Consider the following 19,783-nt stretch of genomic DNA (forward strand, 5'->3'; position numbering starts at 1 on the left):
GCCACATCCCTGTGGCCGCCTTCCCACACCAACATCCTGTTGGCGTTGCTTTAACTGCCTAGGTTTAGGCTAAAACCCATGCGTGAACTCAGGCAGCACATTGCCTCGACCATCTACATCAAATTCACGTGCAGCCCCTGTTGGATCAGAACGTCTCCCAACGTGCTGTTGCCGGTTGATGAGTTATGGTAAACGTCATAGGTCACGCCATTGACTTCACGTTGGCCGCTGACGTCCCAAATATCCCCTTGCCCATGCACCAGATTGACCCGATCGCCGACGCTACCTTTAATCAATAGGTCATCTTCAGGTTTGTCCGTCACCTTGAGCGCCTCCTTAAGATCTAATGTGATGGTGTTATTGCCCGCTTTGCCTAGATCGAAAATCTCAATGTGCTCGACTTTCATCCCCAGTGACGTTAAATCCAGATTCATATTGCTGCCGTTCAGTACCAATGTGTCGGTGCCTGAACCGCCGTCAATATGAGTGAAGCCAAGATCGGTAACGTGCACGGTATCGTTCGCCGTACTACCAGTGACTGAAGCACCGCTGTTATGCGTCCCATCCGCCAGATCAATGGTGACGCCACCGATGGTGAAAGTGCCGGAGGATGGTGTGGTGACGGATTCATCGCCACTCGTGCTAGACAGCGATTGAGACAGGTGATCCTGAGAACTGGATTGGCTGGTATCAACATCATCCAGACTCATTGCCATCATCATCGGTGCTGGCGCAGAGGTTGGAGTGATATCAATAATATGGCCATCGAGTCCCACGTTGACGCTAACGCCGTTGCCGGCATAATCGTGAGCACTCAGGTTAACGACCTTGTTGAGCAGTAATAGGTTCAGCAAATCCAACGTCAGCGTTAGCGATGCCGACCAATTTCCTTGCCCATCGACTTTGGCATCCGCCGCGAGCGTGTCATTCAGCAATGAAACATGGACGTTGTCTCCTTGCTTCAGATTGCCCGCCGTCCCTTTTATCACCAGCAATTTGCCGCCGAACAACAGATCGGTCAGCGATGGCAAAGCGAGAGCCGCCATCGTTAAAATCGGTTGGGTGAGTTTGACGCCAACATCAACGGCGGTGCTGTTGGTATTGCCCACCACGTCGGTGACTTTAACGCCAATATGCAAATTGCCGTCGGTGAGGGTTTTAAGCAGCGTAGGACTGAGGTTTAACGACCAAGTACCGTTGGTATTCACCGTGGCCTGATAGTCTACGGCACCTAACGTGACCACCACTTTTGCACCCGGTAATGCGCTACTCACCGTACCGCTCAGCAGTTGTGAAACGCCTGATTCAGCGATATTCAACACGCCATCGCTGCCAAATAGACCACTCGCAATCCCCACGGTTGGTAAATGGGTAATGACGTTGAGTGAACCCCCGGTGCTCACCGTATTGCCAATTGGGTTAGTCAACGATACGTTGACGCCTAAATTGCCATCACCAAGCAGTGACAAATCCGTTTGAGGAACGCTAATGCTCCATGAACCGTCGCTTCCCACCGTTGTGAGGTAGGACTTACCCCCTAACGTCACGGTGAGCTGAGAACCTTGTGCGTTGGTACTGGTTCCGCTGATCACTTGAGCGCTGGCTAAATCGCCAATATTCAAGCCACCGTCGCCAAAAATGCTGCCAATGGCCAGCGTCGGTAACGCGTGCGTGATAACAGAAAGCAGGCCGCTGGCGCTGGCAGGGTTACCGGCCACATCTTTCGCCGTAACGCTCACCGTGAGATTGCCATCCAGCAACGCTTTCAGGTCTAACGGTGGAACGGAAAGACTCCATGCGCCGTTGTTATCTACCGGTATGCTGTACGCTTTCCCGCCTAGCGTCAGGCTTAATGATCCCCCCGCCAAATTCACGGATGTTCCACTTATCACCTGAGCCGACAGCAAATCACCCACGCTCAACGCGCCATCACCAAACAGGCTGCCGATAGAAATCGATGGGAGTGCATGGGTCAGCGTGGTCAGAATCGATGGCTGGGTAATAATATTGCCAACCGAGTCGGTCACACTCACGCTAATGTTGAGTTTTCCATCGGGTAGATTGCTCAACACACTGCTGCTAATGACCTGACTCCAGGTGCCATCGGCATTGATGGTCGCTGTCAGCAGCGTTCCACCGACGTTAATATTGACGGAACCTGAGGTCATATTGGTCACTTTGCCGCTGATAGTCTGATTCACCAGCGACTCAACGTGATTAAGGTATCCATCCCCACCAAACAGAGCGTTGAGAGCAATCGTCGGCAGATTCGTCAACCCTACTTTAACGCCAGCCGTCGCCGATGAGGTGTTACCGGTCGGCGTGGTAACGGTCACCGTTGCGGTTAAGCTACCATCCGGCAATTGAGACAGATTAGCCGGCGTGAGCGTGATGCTAAAGCTACCATCCGCCAAGGTCACGCCGGTGAAGGTTTTCCCCCCCACCACTACGCTAACGGTTGAACCCAGTGGCGCACCGGTCGCAGTACCTGTAATCAATTGGTTAGTCGTCGCATCCACCGCGTTCAGCAAACCATCGCCAAACAAGGAGATGTTGCTCAATACCGGTGGCAGAAGATCGAGCTTCAGACCTGCAGTTTGATCGATAGGGTTACCCGCAATGTCTTTACCGGTCACTTCTACCGTCACATTGCCGCTACCAATGCCTTGCAAAATTCCCACTAAGTCAGGCGTTAACGCCAGACTCCACTTACCATCAGAGCCGACTTTCACATTGACCGCAGGTGAACCGGCAATGCTCACGGCTAGTGTTTGCCCTGCCAACCCCGAGCTTGAGCCACCGATAGACAAGCCACCGGCCAATAGCTCCGACAACGATAATGTGCCGTCACCAAACAGCGGGTTGAAACTTAAAGTTGGTAGATTATTAACAATGACGTCCAGCAGGCTATTGCTCGTCACCACGTTGCCCGCGGGATCGGTCGCCGTAATGACGACTTTGACATTGCCATCTTGCAACGCGGCCAGATCGACCTGAGGTATACTTGCCGACCATGAGTTCCCTGTTAAGGTCGCCGTATAAGTTTTGGTACCCAGTTGTACGGTGACTGTAGTACCCGCCACCACGCTATTACCCAGTAGGCCGGATATCACGCCGCTGGTGGTACTTTCAGCCTTGTTCAAGAAGCCATCGCCCATGGCGACCACATTTTGAATGATTGGCAGATTAGTCAGCGCTAAATCAAGATTAACAGGGGTATGTTTGACGTTGCCATTAGCATCCGTGAGCACGACATCAAGCACAACTGAGCTCCCCGCCGCTGAGAGCCAAGCGCTCGGATCAATATTTAGACTCCACTTGCCATCGCTCCCCACATTCGCGGTAAATGGATGACCAAAGATGTCTACCGAGACTTTAGCGCCGGTATAGTTACCGCTGGCCGTTCCGGTTAACGTTTGGGTCAGCAAGGATTCAGCCAGATTCAACACCCCATTGCCACCAATGAGCGTGTTAATCGTATCGCCTAACCCAGGGTTAAGAGCCACGTTAAGACCAACGTTGACAGGCTTACTCACGTTGCCATAAGCATCGGTGCTGGTAACGCTTATTACCTGTGGGCCATCGGTCAGAGATTGCAAATCAATCTTCGGCACAGTCAGCGACCAAATACCGGAGCTGTTGGTTTGCACGGTTTCAGTCAATGGCCCGATCTTGATAGTAATATTACTGTTAGCCTCTGCATGCCCCGAGAGCAACATACCTGCGCCAAGAGTTACCGTGTTCAACAGTCCTCCAATACTCAGAGGATCTATGCTCACGAGCGGAATAACCGTATCTACATTGACTGTATGAGTGACCTGGGTTGAGTTGCCCGCCTTATCGGTGAGCGTAACCGTGATGTCATTGTTACCTTGATTCAACAGAGCCAGATCCGCCGCAGGAACAGAGACTGACCATGTCCCTCCGCTGCCGCCATCGCTAATGACTGTAGCAGCATAGTTTTTCCCATTCAGTTGAATCTGAACGTTCTGCCCAACCTCGGAACCACTTGCCGTCCCGCTAAGAATTTGAGCTGTAGTGGCTTCAGTTGCATTGAGTTTGTCATCACCCGCAAAGGCGTTCACGGTTAACACTGGTGCTACGGTATCAACGGTAAAATTCACCGCGCCGCTTTCGCCCAAAGAGACCGCCGTGATCACATGTGGGCCATCGGTAAACTCACTGCGAGGGATCGTGACCGACCAAGAACCATCAGCATTGATGATTCCCAGATAAGGTCCGAGCACGTCCAAGCTCACGCTAACCGGCGATCCCGGTGCGATATTGATAGAGTGCCCGGTGATGGTGATATTCGCCGTCGAAAGATCGGCAATCCCCATCAGGTTATCGCCACCCACAGGATCGACCGTTAAAATTGGAATAATCGAGGCAGGATTCAGTGTAAAGGACGTCGTCAGCGAATCGACGTGGTTGTTTGCTGCATCATTGGCAGATACCACCAACGTACCTGGGCCACTGGCCAGTGAAGCTAAATCAGCAATGCCTAAATTATAACTCCATGAACCATCGGCCTTCACCTGCGCTAAGAACGTTTTTCCACCAATAGCAATGCTGACGTTTTGCCCCACGCTCAACCCTGTCGAGGTCCCGCTGATGGTTTGTGACGCATGCAAATCGCCAAAATCGACCACGCCATCGGAGGCAAAGTTCGCATTCACCACAATAGTCGGCAGTGTCAGAGCAATAAGAGCCTGACCCGACGTTGATGACGTATTGTGAGCCTGATCGGAAACGACAACGCTGATAGTTTGATTGCCGCTTCCCAGATTTGCCGCTGTAAGATCCGTCGGTTGCAGTGTTAACGACCAAGAGGTGCCATCTGCACTAATCGCCGCATCATGGGGAATCCCGTTAATCGTCACCACAACGCTGGAACTCGCCACCGTCGAACCATGCAAATCCAAAGATCCCTTCAGGACTTGAGCAGAGAGCGCATCATTGACGTTCAGCGCACCATCACCAAACGGCGTATCCAGCGTTACCGTTGGCGGCGTGAGGAATGCATGGAACACCGGCGCAGGGGTCAGTGTGGTGGAGTTTCCAGCCGCATCTTGCGCCGTCACGCTAATGGTGTGATTACCGTTGCCGATATCCAGTAAAGATTTCGGTGGAATGCTCACCAGCCAGTTACCGTTGATGTCTACGGAGCCGGTATAAACGACGCCGCCGATATCAATGCTGATTTTCACCAGTTGGTTCGCGCCCGTTAGCCCCGTTGTCCCACTGAGCAACGCGACATCGTTAGCTTCACCGATACTTAAATTGCCGTCACCAAACGGTAGGTTGATCGTCGGATTAGGCGGGGTCAACATGGCGGTAAAGTTGCCATCAACGCCAACGCTGTTACCGGCATGATCGGTGACTTGGACATGAATTTTTCCTGCCCCGTTAGCAATAGTCGATAACGCGCCAGTCGGAGCGGTAACGGTCCATTGCCCATTATCCTGTACCGTCGCGGTGAGTATCTGAGTCCCCACGGTGACTTTAACGATCTGCCCCGCGCCGGTGATCCCCGTCGTCCCCGTTAAGATTTGTGCAGCACCGGCCTCAGCAATGCTCAGTAAACCATCACCAAACGGCTGTAAAATGGTCGGCGTCGGTAAGAGATGAGTGAGGATTTCGATGTTTTGCGGTGCCGAAGTCACCACGTTTTGTGCAGAGTCAGTTACCGTGACTGTCACCGGCCACACGCCGTCTGGCAGAGACTGGAGTACGGCGCTGCTCAGCGGCAGCGTCCATGAGCCATCAGCGTTAACTGTCGCCGCCAGCGGAGTTCCGTTAACATTGACAATCACAGTAACGCCGACGTTCGTACTAAGCCCAGATGTGCCACTCAAGCTCCCGTTGCTCTGCGCTTCAAGCGCGTTGAGAATGCCATCGCCAAACGGCGTATTCAGCGTCGGAATCGGTAATGTCACTTTCGACGTAAAACCCACAACGTCGCTAGTGTCGCTGTTACCTGCACGGTCTGTCAGCGTCACACTAATCGCATGGCTGGAATCCCCCAACGCCAGCAGCACATTGGAAGGTAATTGCACACTCCAGTTGCCATTCACGTCTACCGAACCGGTGTAGGATTTTCCATCCAGTGTGATCGTTACCGTTTGACCCGCGCCCGTGAGCCCTGAAAGGCCCGTCAGCGTTTGACCCAGTCCCGCTTCAGCATTATTCAAAATCCCATCGCCAAACAGAGGCAATGTAATCGTCGCATCCGGCAGTTGGTGAGTCAGCACATCTAGCGTCGTCGAGACCGAGCTTGGGTTTCCATAGGCGTCCGAAGCCGAGACGGTAAGCGTGGCTTTTCCATCGGCCAAAACATCCAGCACATGCCCATTGACGGGAATAGACCAATTACCATTAGCATCAACGCTGCCTTTTAAGGTCACGCTGCCCACGGTGACGGTCACGATAGTTCCGGCAAGCAGATTGGTCGCTTTACCGTTTAATACCCCACCCGCGGCCGATTCGGCAATGCTAAGAATTCCGTCGGTAAACGGGGTATTCAGCGTTAGCGTTGGCAACAGATGAGTACCTACGTTAATGCTGAGATCTTTATTCGTCACGTTCCCCGCCGTATCCGTGACGACGACCGAAATCGTATTTTTACCATCCGGCAGTGCTTGTAAATCCACGGCGGCGATAGGCAATTGCCACACACCGTTGTTATCCGCCGTTACCTGTACCGTTTTGCCATTAACCGTCACGCTGACGGTCAGACCCGACTCTGTTTTGCCACTCAGAATCTGCGTTACCAATGATTCGGCATAATTTAGGATATTGTCGCTGGCGAACACATCTATCGTAAGCAGCGGAGATAGCGTATCAACCTGAATAGGGTGATTGTCGGTAACGACGTTTTGCGCCACATCTTTCACCGTCGCGCTCACGGTTTGAGTGCCCTGACCCAACGCTTGTACATCAGCCTGTGGCACGGTGGTGGACCACTGCCCGCTGGCGTCCACTCTCGCCGTGTACGTTTTACCATTCAGCGTGACGGTGACCGTTTGACCCGCGGTGACATGCGATGTGGTGCCGGTAATTTGCAGTGGACTGTTAGCTTCCTGCGCATTAATCACGTTGTCCCCAGCGACGGTATTGACGTGAATCGTCGGCAAATCAGCAGGCTGTGCAATCACAGTGACGTTGTGGGAATCCGTTGCAGGGTTACCGCTGGTATCGCTGACAGACACATTAATGCTATCCAGACCATCTGGCAGCAGCTTAACGTCACTGGCTGGAACACTGTATGACCAAGTACCATCGGCGTTAACATTCGCGGTATACACTTTGCCGTTTAGCGTAATGGTGACTTGCTGGTTCAGCTCAACGTGAGTGGTGGTGCCCGAAATCGTCAGCGCCCCATTCGCTTCCTGAGCATTGATGTAATCGTCGCCCGAGACCGTATCAATATGAATGGTAGGTTGATTGGCCGCAGACGCGTCTAATTTCACCGTTTGGCTGGTGGTTCCCGTATTTCCCGCCATGTCGGTAAGCGACGCGGTAAAATTAATATTGCCGTCATTAACGCCATTGAGCGCTCCTGCCGGCAACGTAATACTCCAGGTTCCATCCGCGTTCACCGTAGCGGTGTATGTTGAACCGTTGACCACAACCTTAAGCAACACAGACTGCCCGCTATCACTGATAGGCGCAGTGCCGCTCACAACGATCGGGCTCTGAGCCTCTGCGGCGTTAATGATATTATCGCCCGCGATAGGATCTATGGTGATCTGTGGCAGCGTTTTGTCGATTTGAGCAGAGCCATTGAGGACATCCGAATTACCCACCGCGTCACTCGCAGTCACGGTGATCGCCTGCTGACCATCATTCAAATTCGCAAAATCACTGCTTGGAATATTCGCTTTCCAGTTGCCTTGAGCATCGACCGTCGCGGTGTAACTCTTGCCACCAAAGTTGACGGTGACAGTTTGTCCAATGCCTGATACGCCGGTACTCCCACTAAGCACCTGATTATTTGTCGCTTCGACAGCATTCAAATAGCCATCACCAAATGGCGTATTTAACGTTACATGCGGTGAGGTGTGAGTAATAATTTCAAAGTTCTGGCTAGAAGATACGGGGTTTCCTGCGTTATCCAAGACCGCCAGCGTCACCGTCGAGGTACCATCAGGGATCGCCTTGGCATCTTGCACGGGAACAGTAAAGTTCCAGACGCCATTTGCCTGAATTGTGGTGGTATAAACCTTCCCATTGAGGGTTATCTCTAATGTTCCCCCCACCGGAATATTCGAGGACGTTCCACTCAGCGCCAGCCCTGACGCTATTTCTGAAATATTAACCAGATTATCACCGGTGATGGGCGACACCGTGACCACGCTAGCGGCCGTGTCCACAGAGAAATTATGAGTGGTTTGAACGCTGTTGCCGCTCAGATCACTCACCTTAACCGTGAGTGTATAGCTACCGTCATTCAGCCCATTTAATGCACTTTGTGGGATCGTCACCGACCAACTACCGTCGGCGTTCACCGTACCTGAATAACTGCCGGCGCCCAGCGTCACCGTCACCGTCTGCCCCTGCTCTACGTTGACTGTTTTACCCGTCAACGTCTGTGGATGTTGCTGTTCACCGCTGTCAACCACGTCATTTCCCGCAAAGACATTCACACTCAGCAACGGAGCATTGTTAGGGTCGGAATCAACGGTAATGTTCTGTTGCAGACTTGCGCTATTCCCCGCTTTATCCGCCACGCTAACGTTAATCGTGGCGGTGCCGTTATGTAATGCCTGTAAATCGCTGGCAGGAATACTGACGCTCCAGTTACCGCTGCCATTAACCTGCGTGGTATACATTTTGCCGTTAAGCGTTACAGTCACCGTCTGGCCTTGCTCTGCCCCCACGGCGGTTCCTGATAAGGTTTCAGCCGTTTTCGCCTCTTGGATGTTCAACCGATTGTCGCCGGTAAATGGATCAATCGTCAGTACAGGAGACACGGTATCCACCGATGCAACGACGCTCACATTCGCCTGATTACCCGCGATATCACCTACCGTAACGGAAATCTGAGCACTGCCGTTGGTTAATGCCTGTAAGTCAGCCGCGGGAATCGTCACTTTCCAACCACCACTGCTGTCCACCACGCCCTGATAAGTATGACCACCAATACTCAGCGATACGGTTTGTCCTGTGCCAGCAACGCCTGTATTACCCGTGACAGTCTGTGGATTTTGGGATTCAACCTGATTCAGAACACCATCACCAAACGGTGTGCTAATCGTTGGATGCGGCAAGGTGTGGATCAACACGTTGAGGTCATGTGAAGCGTTAACCGTATTACCGGCATTATCACTCACGCTGGCAGTGATTTTCGTCACGCCGTCTTTAAGCGCCTGCAAATCAGCACTATTTACCGATGTCTGCCATGTGCCATCAGCGAGAACCGAAGCAGAATAGGTTTTACCGTTCAGAACAACCGTCACCAAGGTGCCGACTGCAACATTGTTCGTCGTACCGCTGATGGTTAATGGCCCTTTGGCTTCTGATGCGTTGAGGTAGTCATCGGTTGATACAATCGCGATAGCAATGCCACCTTGAGCGGCATCCGTGCTCACCGTAAAGTTAAAACTACCAGTATTGGTTTGGTTGGCTAAGTCAGTGACACTTACCTGACCAACAACATTGCCTTCGGCAAGTTTGGCAAGATCCGCCGATGGAATTGTCAGGCTCCACGAGCCATCGGAGAGTACGTGTGTCGTATAAGTGTGACCGTTCAGCGTCACCGTCACCAAACTACCGGCCTCTGCGTTGGTGGTGGTCCCTTTGAGGATCTGAGCGGTTTTCTCTTCCGCAGCATCCAACTTGCCATCACCCGTAAATGGAGAGACAGCAATAGTTGGTAGCAGTGTTTTAACGGTAAAGGTGTGATTAGTGCTTGTGGTATTGCCAGCAGAATCCGTGAGGGTTGCGTTGATGGTATAGCTGCCATTCGTCAGCTTCATCAGATCATTTGCCGGTACACCAACGCTCCAACGTCCATCTAAGCCCACGGTCGCACTATAGTGTTTACCATTAATAACCACATCAACCAGCTTGCCCTGCTCAGTCGTCGACGCAGTACCTGACACTAATTGTGTTTTTTGCTGCTCGCTAACATTCAGAATATTGTCTGCGGTGAAAGCCAGAACCGAGAGCATTGGCGGTGTAATATCCACCAGCGCAGAGCCGTTTAAGACGCTGTTATTACCTGCGACATCAGTGGCTGAAACGGTGTACGTGAGATTTCCGTTCGGGAAACTATGCAAATCGTTCACTGGAACCGAAACGCTCCAGTTACCCTTGGCATCAACCTGCGCGACATACACCTTATCGCCTAAGGTCACACTGACGGTTTGCGGCGATCCACTGATCCCCGTCGTTCCTTTCAGAACCTGAATCTGCCCCGACTCTTGCAAGTTCAAGATGCCATCGCCAAACGGTGGATTGATCGTCGGGGATGGAAGCGTATGCGCCAAAACATTCACAGAATGTGTCGTAGAAACGGCATGGCCTAAACTGTCGGTAGCCGTCGCGGTGACGGATTTGGCACCGTCAGTAAGACCAGCCAAATCAGCAGTGGGTACGCTGATAGTCCAACCTCCGCTGATACCGACGGTCGCGTTATAGGTTTTACCGTTAAACTCCACCTTGACGATTGCGCCAGCGCTAACCCCCGACGTCGTGCCACTAATGGCTAGCGGCTGCAATAATTCTTGCGCATTAATATAGTCATCCGTCGAGATAATCGAAATAGCAATACCTGACTGATCCGCCGCTGAGGTGAAATTATGCGAAGCAGTCGCAGATTGTCCTGCGTTATCGCTAACGCTGGCGGTAAAGCTATGCGAACCGTTGGCCAGACCAACAAGATCTCCTGATGGAACAGTGACTTTCCAACTACCGTCGGCGTTTACCGTGGCAAGATAGGTTTTACCGCCGTCGAGGGTAACCGTTACCGTCCGGCCCGCTTCCACATGGGTTGTTTTACCGCTCACCGTTTGGCTAACCTGAGCCTCTGCACCATCTAGCTTATCGTCGCTTGCAAACACCGCGACGCTAATTGTTGGCTTACTCTCTTTAACTTCGACGTCCGTCGTGACCGTCGTGACGTTTCCAGCCGGATCTTTCACGGTAGCAACGAGAGGATAGTTACCGTCATTAAGACCGCTGAGATCGCTACTTGGGATCGAAAGCTGCCAGTGACCATTAGCATCAACAATCGCCGTATAGTTTTTCCCGTTAAAGCTAACGGTAACCGTTTGTCCTTTTTCGTCAGGCGTGGTTTGTCCGCTTACTATTTGCGCTTTTCCAGCTTCACTCGCGCTAAGGACATTATCCCCAGCAAAAGGCGCAACGTTTAACACCGGTGGCGTAGTATCCACGGTGGAATTAGCCTGAGTGCTGCCGGGGTTGCCCGCCTGATCGGTTACATTGACGTTGATAGGCACCGTTCCAGCCGGAAGGTGCTGTAGATCGCCTGCAGGAACCGTGACACTCCAGTTACCGTTTTCATCAACGCTGCCGGTATATTCTTTACCGCCAATCGTGACAATAACGGTTTGCCCTGGACCTTTACTGCCGGTAGTACCGCTTAGCGTTTGATCTTTTTGCGCTTCACTGCCGTTAAGATAGCCATCACCGAACGGAGGATTCAGTGTTGGCTGCGGAAGGTGATGCGTCACAACCAGGAGATTTTCCTGATCGGTAACAGTATTGTGGTTTTGATCGGAAACGCTGGCTTTAAGGAGGTAATTGCCATCGTTTGGCAACGCCTTAAGGTCGGCCGTTGGAATGGTGGTGTTCCAATTTCCTTGAGCATCGACTTTCGCAGTATAAGTCTTGCCGTTGAGCGTAACGGTCACTGTTTGACCCGCTAAAACGTTGGAGGTCGTTCCGCGAACCAAAAGGTCTTTTCCAGACTCTTGGGCATTAAGAATATTGTCACCCGCAAGGATGGCAATCGAGATACCGCCTGCGCTGCTATCAACATTAATGGTATGGCTATCTGTTGCTTTCTGGCCTGCCAGATCGGTAGCACTCACCGTAATTTGGCTGTTGCCTTGCGCCAGCAACATCAGATCTCCTGCAGGGATGGTGACCTTCCACGTACCATCAGATTGCACCTGAGTCGTATAGCTTTTCCCTCCTAGTGTCACCGTGATCACTCGACCAGTTTCAAGGTTCAAGGAGCTTCCGCTCAGGATCTGATCGGTTTTTAGCTCAGAACCATTTAACTTATCATCGCCGGTAAACGGTGAAATGGTGAGAGAGGGGCTGGAGGTCTTCACATCGAAACTTTCATGTACCGTCACCGTATTACCATACTTGTCCGTGATGGAAACGCTGAGGTCTTGTGCACCTTGCTGTAGCAATTTCAGATCGGTGCTTGGAACGCTAATACTCCAAGTACCATCAGCATGAACAACGCCGGTATAGGTCTTGCCATTTAGCGTTAGAGTAACGGTTCTTCCTGCGTTGGTTGCCTGAGTTGTCCCGCTCAATAATTGATCGTGCAAACTTTCTGCTTTGCTCAGAACATTGTCACCGGCAAAAGGACTCAACGTGAGATTAGGATTCACAGTTTTGACATCAAAACTTTCGTGTACCGTCACCGTATGGCCATTTTTATCGGTGAGAGACACGGTTAAATCGTGGGAGCCTTGCTGCAGTTGCTTTAGGTCGGCGCTAGGAACGCTAATGCTCCAAGTACCATCGGCATTAACAACGCCGGTGTAGGTTTTACCATTTAGCGTCAGGGTGACGGTTCGTCCCGCATTGGTCGCCTGAGTCGTTCCGCTTAATAGTTGATTTAACAAGCTTTCGGCGCGGTTAAGTACGTTATCGCCAGCAAAAGCATTCAATTTTAAGGTTGGGTTTGTTGTTCCACCACCATTCCCGTTGCCATTGCCATTGCCATTGCCGCCGTTGCCATTTCCATTGCCTCCACCATTGCCATTGCCATTACCACCATTTCCATTTCCGCTTCCGTCTCCTGAGTTGCTGTCGCCATGTCCTCCGCCTCCTCCACCAGCAGCCAGTGCTATACCACCGCCGATGGCTAATGCCCCGAGAACCCCGCCAATCACACCGGCAGAGATACCTTCATGCCCAACTAATGTTGTGATCCCATCACCCAACGTTTGATAAGTCGGGATCACGGCTTGTGCGGTCGAAGAACCGGCCATATCTGCAAACGGGAAAATGGCATGGTGCGTCGTTTTGCCATCGTCAAAAACTAATTCGCTGTGTTCACCGTGTTCATCAATAAAGAAGAAACGCTGATAACGCATGGTAGAGCCATCTTTCATATGAACAATAAGATCGTTACCCTGACGTTCATAGCTGGCAACCATTGCAGAATCACCGTGGATTCTAACCACGCTGGATTCGGTCAGGGTAACCACTCGGTTACCTTGCGCATGCGCATACTGAGTTATTTGCTTGCCGTTAGAACGCGCGACAATATCAACGTTTCCAGAATTCTCTAATGTGCCAGATGCTGAATTCGACTGTGCCATAACCGCCCCTTCAATCACTTTGCTGTATATAAAGCGCGCTTAAAAGCGACGCAAACTGAACCGCAGAACAGCTTTTAAGCTGTTCCGTAAAAATCACTGGCCTAGTTAAAAAAACTAAAAACAAAGAGTAGAAATGCGTTGATACTTTTTAGAATAAATTCCCTTACCTAGAAATATATAAACAACGATTGATAATTAGGCAATCTGCAATTTACATAAATTTAACTATATGGCGAGTAAGTAAGGTTTTTTTTCATGGTATGCTGCATAGAACTGATTAAAATAAAAATATTTAAATTAAAATCAATAAGATAAAAGAAAACACAAAAAGCAAAGACGAAAAGAGAGGATGTTAATGGTTAGTAAATTTATTCATTCCTAAAATCTATCATTAGTCCAACTAATCATAATTTCTAATTATTTATTATCGACCTTTACAGCCAGATCTTTAGCGCCTAAAGTTAATCAATCATATGATTAACTTTAGGCGTGGCGATGAAATCATCTGACCAACCTTTAAATACGCCGACCACATCCCGCGGCGAGCAAGCAAAACAAGCGCTGATAGATTCCGCCATTATTCTCTTCGGCGAACGCGGGCTTGAAGGGGCCACCACACGCGATATAGCCCTAAAAGCAGGGCAAAACATCGCGGCAATTACCTACTACTTTCAATCTAAAGAGGGGTTATATCTGGCCGTGGCCCGATGGATCAGCGAGTTTATTAGCCGAGCGTTTGCCCCATTAGAGCACGAGTGCTCGCTGTTTCTTGCGCAGAAGGCCCCCGCGCCAAGCGAATACTTATCCTTTATTCGTCGCGGCCTGAGCATTTTCTGTCATCTGATGACGCAGCCCGAAACGCTGCATCTCAGCCAGATAATGTCCCGCGAGCAGTTGGCCCCCACCGCCGCCTACCCGCTGATCCATCAACAATGTATTGCCCCTTTGCATCAGCTAATGACAAAACTGGTCGCGGGTTACAGCGGTTTGCCCCCTGAAAGCAGCATTACGACCCTGCATACACACGCCTTATTAGGCGAAGTGTTGGCTTTTCGCATGGCGCGCGAAACGATACGGATTCAGGCCGGTTGGGCGTCGATTGGCCCCGAACAGGCTGATTTAATTAATCAGGTATTACAACAACATATCGAGTTATTACTGAACGGACTGCGTATGACTTATTCATCTCACGGTCAGATGCAGTCGACTACGTATGGAAATAGTGATGAATAACAAAAAGCTTATTGGGATCGTTGCCGTACTGGTTATTGTTGCCCTCGCGCTCGGTGGTTTTTACTACTACCGCAGCCATGAGGATCGTGGTTTAACGCTTTACGGTAATGTGGATATTCGAACCGTAAACTTAGGCTTTCGCGTCGGGGGGCGCCTGGCTTCGCTGGACGTGGATGAAGGCGATACCGTGACCCGCGGAATGTTGTTGGGAAAACTTGATGATGCCCCCTTCGTCAACTCGCTAAACGAAGCTAAAGCCAACGTCGCAGCAGCCCAAGCTCAGCTGGATTTATTGCTAGCAGGCTATCGTACTGAAGAGATTGCTCAGGCTCGCGCTGCCGTTGCACAGCAACAGGCGGCCTTTAGCTACGCCGACAGTTATCTGAAACGTCAGCAAGGCTTGTGGGCAAGTAAAGCCACCTCTGCCAACGATCTGGAAGATGCCAAAACCGCACGCAATCAGGCATTAGCTAATTTGCAGGCGGCCAAAGATAAGCTGTCTCAATATGAAACAGGTAACCGCCCGCAGGAAATTGAACAGGCGCAGGCGAGCTTAGCTCAGGCTCAGGCTGCGGCGGATCAGGCGGAACTTAATCTAAAAGATACTCAGCTGATTGCCCCCTCGGATGGCACCATTCTGACTCGTGCGGTAGAACCCGGCACCATGCTGGCCTCTGGCAGCACGGTATTCAGCGTATCGTTAACCCGACCAGTTTGGATCCGCGCGTATGTCAGTGAAGAGAACCTCAGCAAAGCCATACCAGGAACGGAAATACAGATTTATACCGACGGTCGCCCAAATAAACCTTATCACGGCAAAATCGGTTTTGTTTCGCCAACCGCAGAATTTACCCCGAAAAGCGTCGAAACACCGGAGTTACGCACCGATTTAGTGTATCGCCTGCGTGTTATCGTAACCGATGCAGATGACAGTCTACGTCAAGGAATGCCTGTCACATTGCGCTTCAACGACGACGGCGCAACACGCTAAGGAATGCAAGCATGAGTACGCAACACGAAATCGTGCTCGACGGCGTAGAAAAGCGTTTTGCGGGCATGGCACAACCGGCGGTCGCCAGTCTAACTACGCGCATTGCCAGTGGTGCCGTAATGGGGCTCGTCGGACCGGACGGTGCAGGGAAAACGACGCTCATTCGTATGCTCGCTGGTCTTCTGAAACCAAGCACCGGCAAAATACAGGTAGTCGGTTTGGATCCCATTGCCCAAGACAGCGAATTGCACGCTATTTTGGGCTATATGCCGCAAAAGTTTGGACTATATGAAGATCTCACCGTTATCGAAAACCTTACGCTGTACGCCGATCTGCGTGGCGTAATCGGTGAGGAGCGGCAAAAAACCTTCGAAAAACTGCTGAAGTTTACGGATTTAACCCGTTTTACCGAACGGTTAGCCGGTAAGCTATCCGGAGGAATGAAGCAAAAGCTTGGCTTAGCCTGTACCTTAGTCGGCGAGCCCAAAGTTCTGCTGCTGGATGAACCCGGCGTCGGTGTCGATCCTATTTCTCGCCGCGAACTCTGGCGCATGGTGCACGAGCTGGCAGACGAAGGAATGCTGATCCTATGGAGCACCTCCTATCTCGATGAAGCCGAGCAGTGCCGAGAAGTTCTGCTGATGAATGAAGGTAAACTGCTTTACAGCGGCGCCCCACAAGAATTAACCCAACGCATGGCGGGCCGCACCATTTTACTGCGCGCTAAAGGCATCTCACACCGTAAATTGCTGCAACGTGCTATCTGCCTCCCATCGGTCAGTGATGGTGTCATCCAAGGTAAATATCTGCGTTTGATTCTGAAGGAAAACGCCGATCACTCTGCTTTGTTACAAGCGCTCGAACAGCCTGAAGCCGAGTTGCTTGAAGCCGAGCCGCGTTTTGAAGATGCCTTCATCGATTTGCTCGGCGGGGGGCCCGACCATGAATCTGAGTTGGCGAAAATTATGCCGCAGGTCAAAGTCGATCCCGCTGAAACCGTCATTGAGGCGCAGCAGCTAACCAAAAAGTTTGGTGATTTTGCCGCTACTGACCACGTTGATTTTCAGGTCAAACGCGGCGAAATATTTGGTCTTTTAGGACCCAATGGTGCAGGTAAGTCCACCACTTTCAAAATGATGTGTGCCCTACTTAAACCGACCAGCGGCAAAGCGTTGGTGTTGGGACTGGATCTAAAAACCGATTCTGGTCGAGCACGTCAGCATTTGGGCTATATGGCGCAGAAGTTTTCGCTCTATGGCAATCTGACGGTGGCACAAAATCTGAAGTTCTTCTCCGGCGTATACGGGCTGAAAGGCAAACAGCAAAAAGACAAAATTAACGGCATGATCAATGCCTTTAACTTCACGCCGATTTTAGACCAAACCCCAGATTCTCTGCCGCTGGGTTTCAAGCAACGGCTAGCGTTAGCCTGTTCGCTGATGCATGAACCTGACATCCTTTTTCTGGATGAACCGACTTCAGGCGTTGATCCCCTCACCCGCCGAGAATTTTGGCTGCACATTAACGGTATGGTTGATAAAGGCGTCACGGTTATGGTCACCACGCACTTTATGGATGAAGCGGAATATTGTGATCGCATCGGGCTAGTCTATCGCGGCAAAATTATCGCCGCAGGATCGCCCGATCAGCTAAAAAACAGCGTCGCCAACGATGACAATCCAAACCCGACCATGGAGCAAGCTTTCATCGAGCTGGTTCAGGGATACGATAAGGAGCAAATGTCATGAGTGAAAGTGCTAACAATATCCATTTTTCCTGGCGGCGGCTGCGCGCGTTATGTCGCAAGGAAACCGCACAGATCCTGCGTGATCCAAGCAGCGCGTTAATTGCCGTGGTCATTCCGCTGATGCTGCTGTTCATTTTTGGCTATGGTATCAATCTAGACTCCAGCAAACTGCATGTCGGTATCTTAATGGAACAGCAATCCGAAGACGCCCGCGATTTGGCAAATACCTTTATTGGTTCCCCCTATATCGCGGCTACGGTGAGCGACGATCGTCAGGGCCTCATTAAGAAACTTCAGGCTGGGAAAATTCGTGGGCTGATCGTGATTCCCGTCGATTTCTCTGCTCAATTGGCTCGCCCAGAGGGAAAAGCTCCCATTCAGGTTATTACCGACGGCAGTGAACCTAATACAGCAAACTTTGTGCAAGGCTATGCCGAAGGTATCTGGCAAATCTGGTTACAACAGCGCGCTGTTGATAACGGTGGTGAATTTAAGCCATTAATCAACGTGCAGCTACGCTATTGGTTTAACCCTGCCGCGATCAGCCAACATTTTATTATTCCCGGCGCCATTACCATTATCATGACGGTAATCGGTGCGATTCTAACCTCGCTGGTCATTGCCCGAGAATGGGAGCGCGGCACCATGGAAGCCCTGCTGTCTACGCAGGTAACGCGTACCGAACTGCTGCTTTCTAAGCTATTGCCCTATTACATATTGGGTCTGCTCGCTATGACGCTGTGTATGCTGGTGGCGGTATTCGTGATGGGCGTACCCTATCGAGGCTCGCTGGCGATATTGTTTGTGATGACCAGTCTGTTTCTGGCAAGCACACTGGGAATGGGGCTGTTAATTTCAACTATTACTCGTAACCAGTTCAATGCCGCAATGGTTGCGCTGAATGCGGGTTTCTTACCCGCGGTGATGCTTTCTGGCTTTATCTTTGAAATCGACAGCATGCCCGCTATTGTTCAGGCGGTGACTTATGTCATCCCCGCACGCTACTTTGTCAGTACCTTACAAACGCTATTTTTAGCTGGGAATATCGGCAGCGTTCTGCTCGTTAACCTGTTGTTTTTGATTATTTCCGCCGTGGTATTTATCGGGCTTACCGCCTGGAAAACCAAGCGTCGTCTGGATTAAGGATGTGTTATGTTTTATAGACTGTGGACTCTGATCGTTAAAGAACTTCAATCGCTACTGCGCGATCCACAGACTCGCGCCATCTTAATCATGCCAGTAATTTTACAGGTAGTGCTGTTTCCTTTTGCCGCGACGCTGGAGGTGACTAACGCCAGCATCGCAATTTACAGTGAAGACAGCGGTCAATCTTCTGTTGAGCTCACACAGCGTTTTGCCAAGGCAAAGGCATTTTCAAACGTTTTATTGCTACACAGTCCGCAGGAAATTGCACCTACGATTGATAACCGTCAAGCGCTGCTGCTGATCCGTTTTCCAGCCAATTTCTCTCGCGATATTCTGTCTGGTCATCAGGCGCCATTGCAGTTAATACTGGATGGACGTAGCTCGAACAGCGCCCAAATTGCCGCAAACTACGTGCAACAAATCGTGCGTGATTATCAGCAAGAATTGGTCAGCGGTCAGCCAGCGCAATCACAAGATTTGGCCCAGAAAAACTCAGCGTTGGTGGTACGCAACTGGTACAACCCGAATCTAGATTACAAATGGTTTGTGGTGCCATCTTTGATTGCCATGATTACCACTATCGGCGTGCTGATCGTCACTTCCCTTTCGGTTGCGCGCGAGCGTGAACAAGGGACGCTGGAACAGTTGCTGGTTTCGCCGCTTAATACTTGGCAGATCTTTGTCGGCAAGGCGATTCCCGCACTGATAGTCGCCACTTTCCAAGCCACTATCGTGTTATTGATTGGGATCTTTGCTTATCAGATCCCATTTGCCGGATCGCTGCTGCTGTTTTACTTTACGATGCTGATCTATGGGCTTTCATTAGTGGGTTTTGGTCTCCTGATTTCATCGCTCTGTTCAACCCAACAGCAGGCGTTTATCGGCGTATTTGTCTTTATGATGCCCGCGATTTTACTGTCAGGATATGTATCACCGGTGGAAAATATGCCCGTGTGGCTGCAAAACCTGACGTGGGTGAACCCCATCCGCCACTTCACCGATATCACCAAAGAACTCTATTTAAAGGATGTTAGCTTCGATATTATCTGGCACAGTTTATGGCCGCTGTTGGTGATAACGCTCACCACGGGCAGCGCTGCTTATGCCATGTTTAGACGCAAGATTGCGTGA

Annotated in this window: 6 protein-coding genes; 5 read left to right on the forward strand and 1 reads right to left on the reverse strand. The window is 51.0% G+C overall.

The window, feature by feature from the left end; all coding sequences use genetic code 11:
- Nucleotides 1–113: 113 nt before the first annotated feature.
- Nucleotides 114–13,535 carry an Ig-like domain-containing protein gene (locus tag K9N75_RS14070; protein ID WP_224451758.1) on the reverse strand — a complete coding sequence of 4,474 codons (13,422 nt, stop codon included), beginning with the start codon at nt 13,533–13,535 and terminating at the stop codon, nt 114–116.
- Nucleotides 13,536–14,030: 495 nt separating this feature from the next.
- Here K9N75_RS14070 and K9N75_RS14075 point away from each other — a divergent pair, with 495 nt between their 5' ends.
- The 5 genes from K9N75_RS14075 to K9N75_RS14095 are packed head-to-tail and all read left to right on the forward strand — an operon-like array spanning nt 14,031 to nt 19,783.
- A complete protein-coding gene (locus K9N75_RS14075) occupies nt 14,031–14,768 on the forward strand; it encodes a CerR family C-terminal domain-containing protein (RefSeq protein ID WP_224451759.1) in 738 nt (245 codons plus the stop codon).
- Entirely contained in the window at nt 14,761–15,759 is a 999-nt protein-coding gene (gene hlyD, locus K9N75_RS14080) for a secretion protein HlyD (RefSeq protein WP_008813947.1), read from the forward strand. Before K9N75_RS14075 ends, hlyD begins: the two co-directional genes overlap by 8 nt.
- An 11-nt stretch (nt 15,760–15,770) precedes the next feature.
- Entirely contained in the window at nt 15,771–17,507 is a 1,737-nt protein-coding gene (locus K9N75_RS14085; RefSeq protein WP_130961519.1) for an ATP-binding cassette domain-containing protein, read from the forward strand.
- Entirely contained in the window at nt 17,504–18,649 is a 1,146-nt protein-coding gene (locus K9N75_RS14090; protein WP_004089570.1) for an ABC transporter permease, read from the forward strand. The genes K9N75_RS14085 and K9N75_RS14090 overlap by 4 nt, the downstream gene beginning before the upstream one ends.
- Before the next feature lie 9 nt (nt 18,650–18,658).
- The gene (locus K9N75_RS14095) at nt 18,659–19,783 is read left to right on the forward strand and encodes an ABC transporter permease (RefSeq protein WP_008813950.1); all 1,125 of its coding nucleotides are present in this window, start codon (nt 18,659–18,661) and stop codon (nt 19,781–19,783) included.

The sequence above is a fragment of the Hafnia paralvei genome, from assembly GCF_020150375.1.
GTDB lineage: Bacteria > Pseudomonadota > Gammaproteobacteria > Enterobacterales > Enterobacteriaceae > Hafnia > Hafnia paralvei.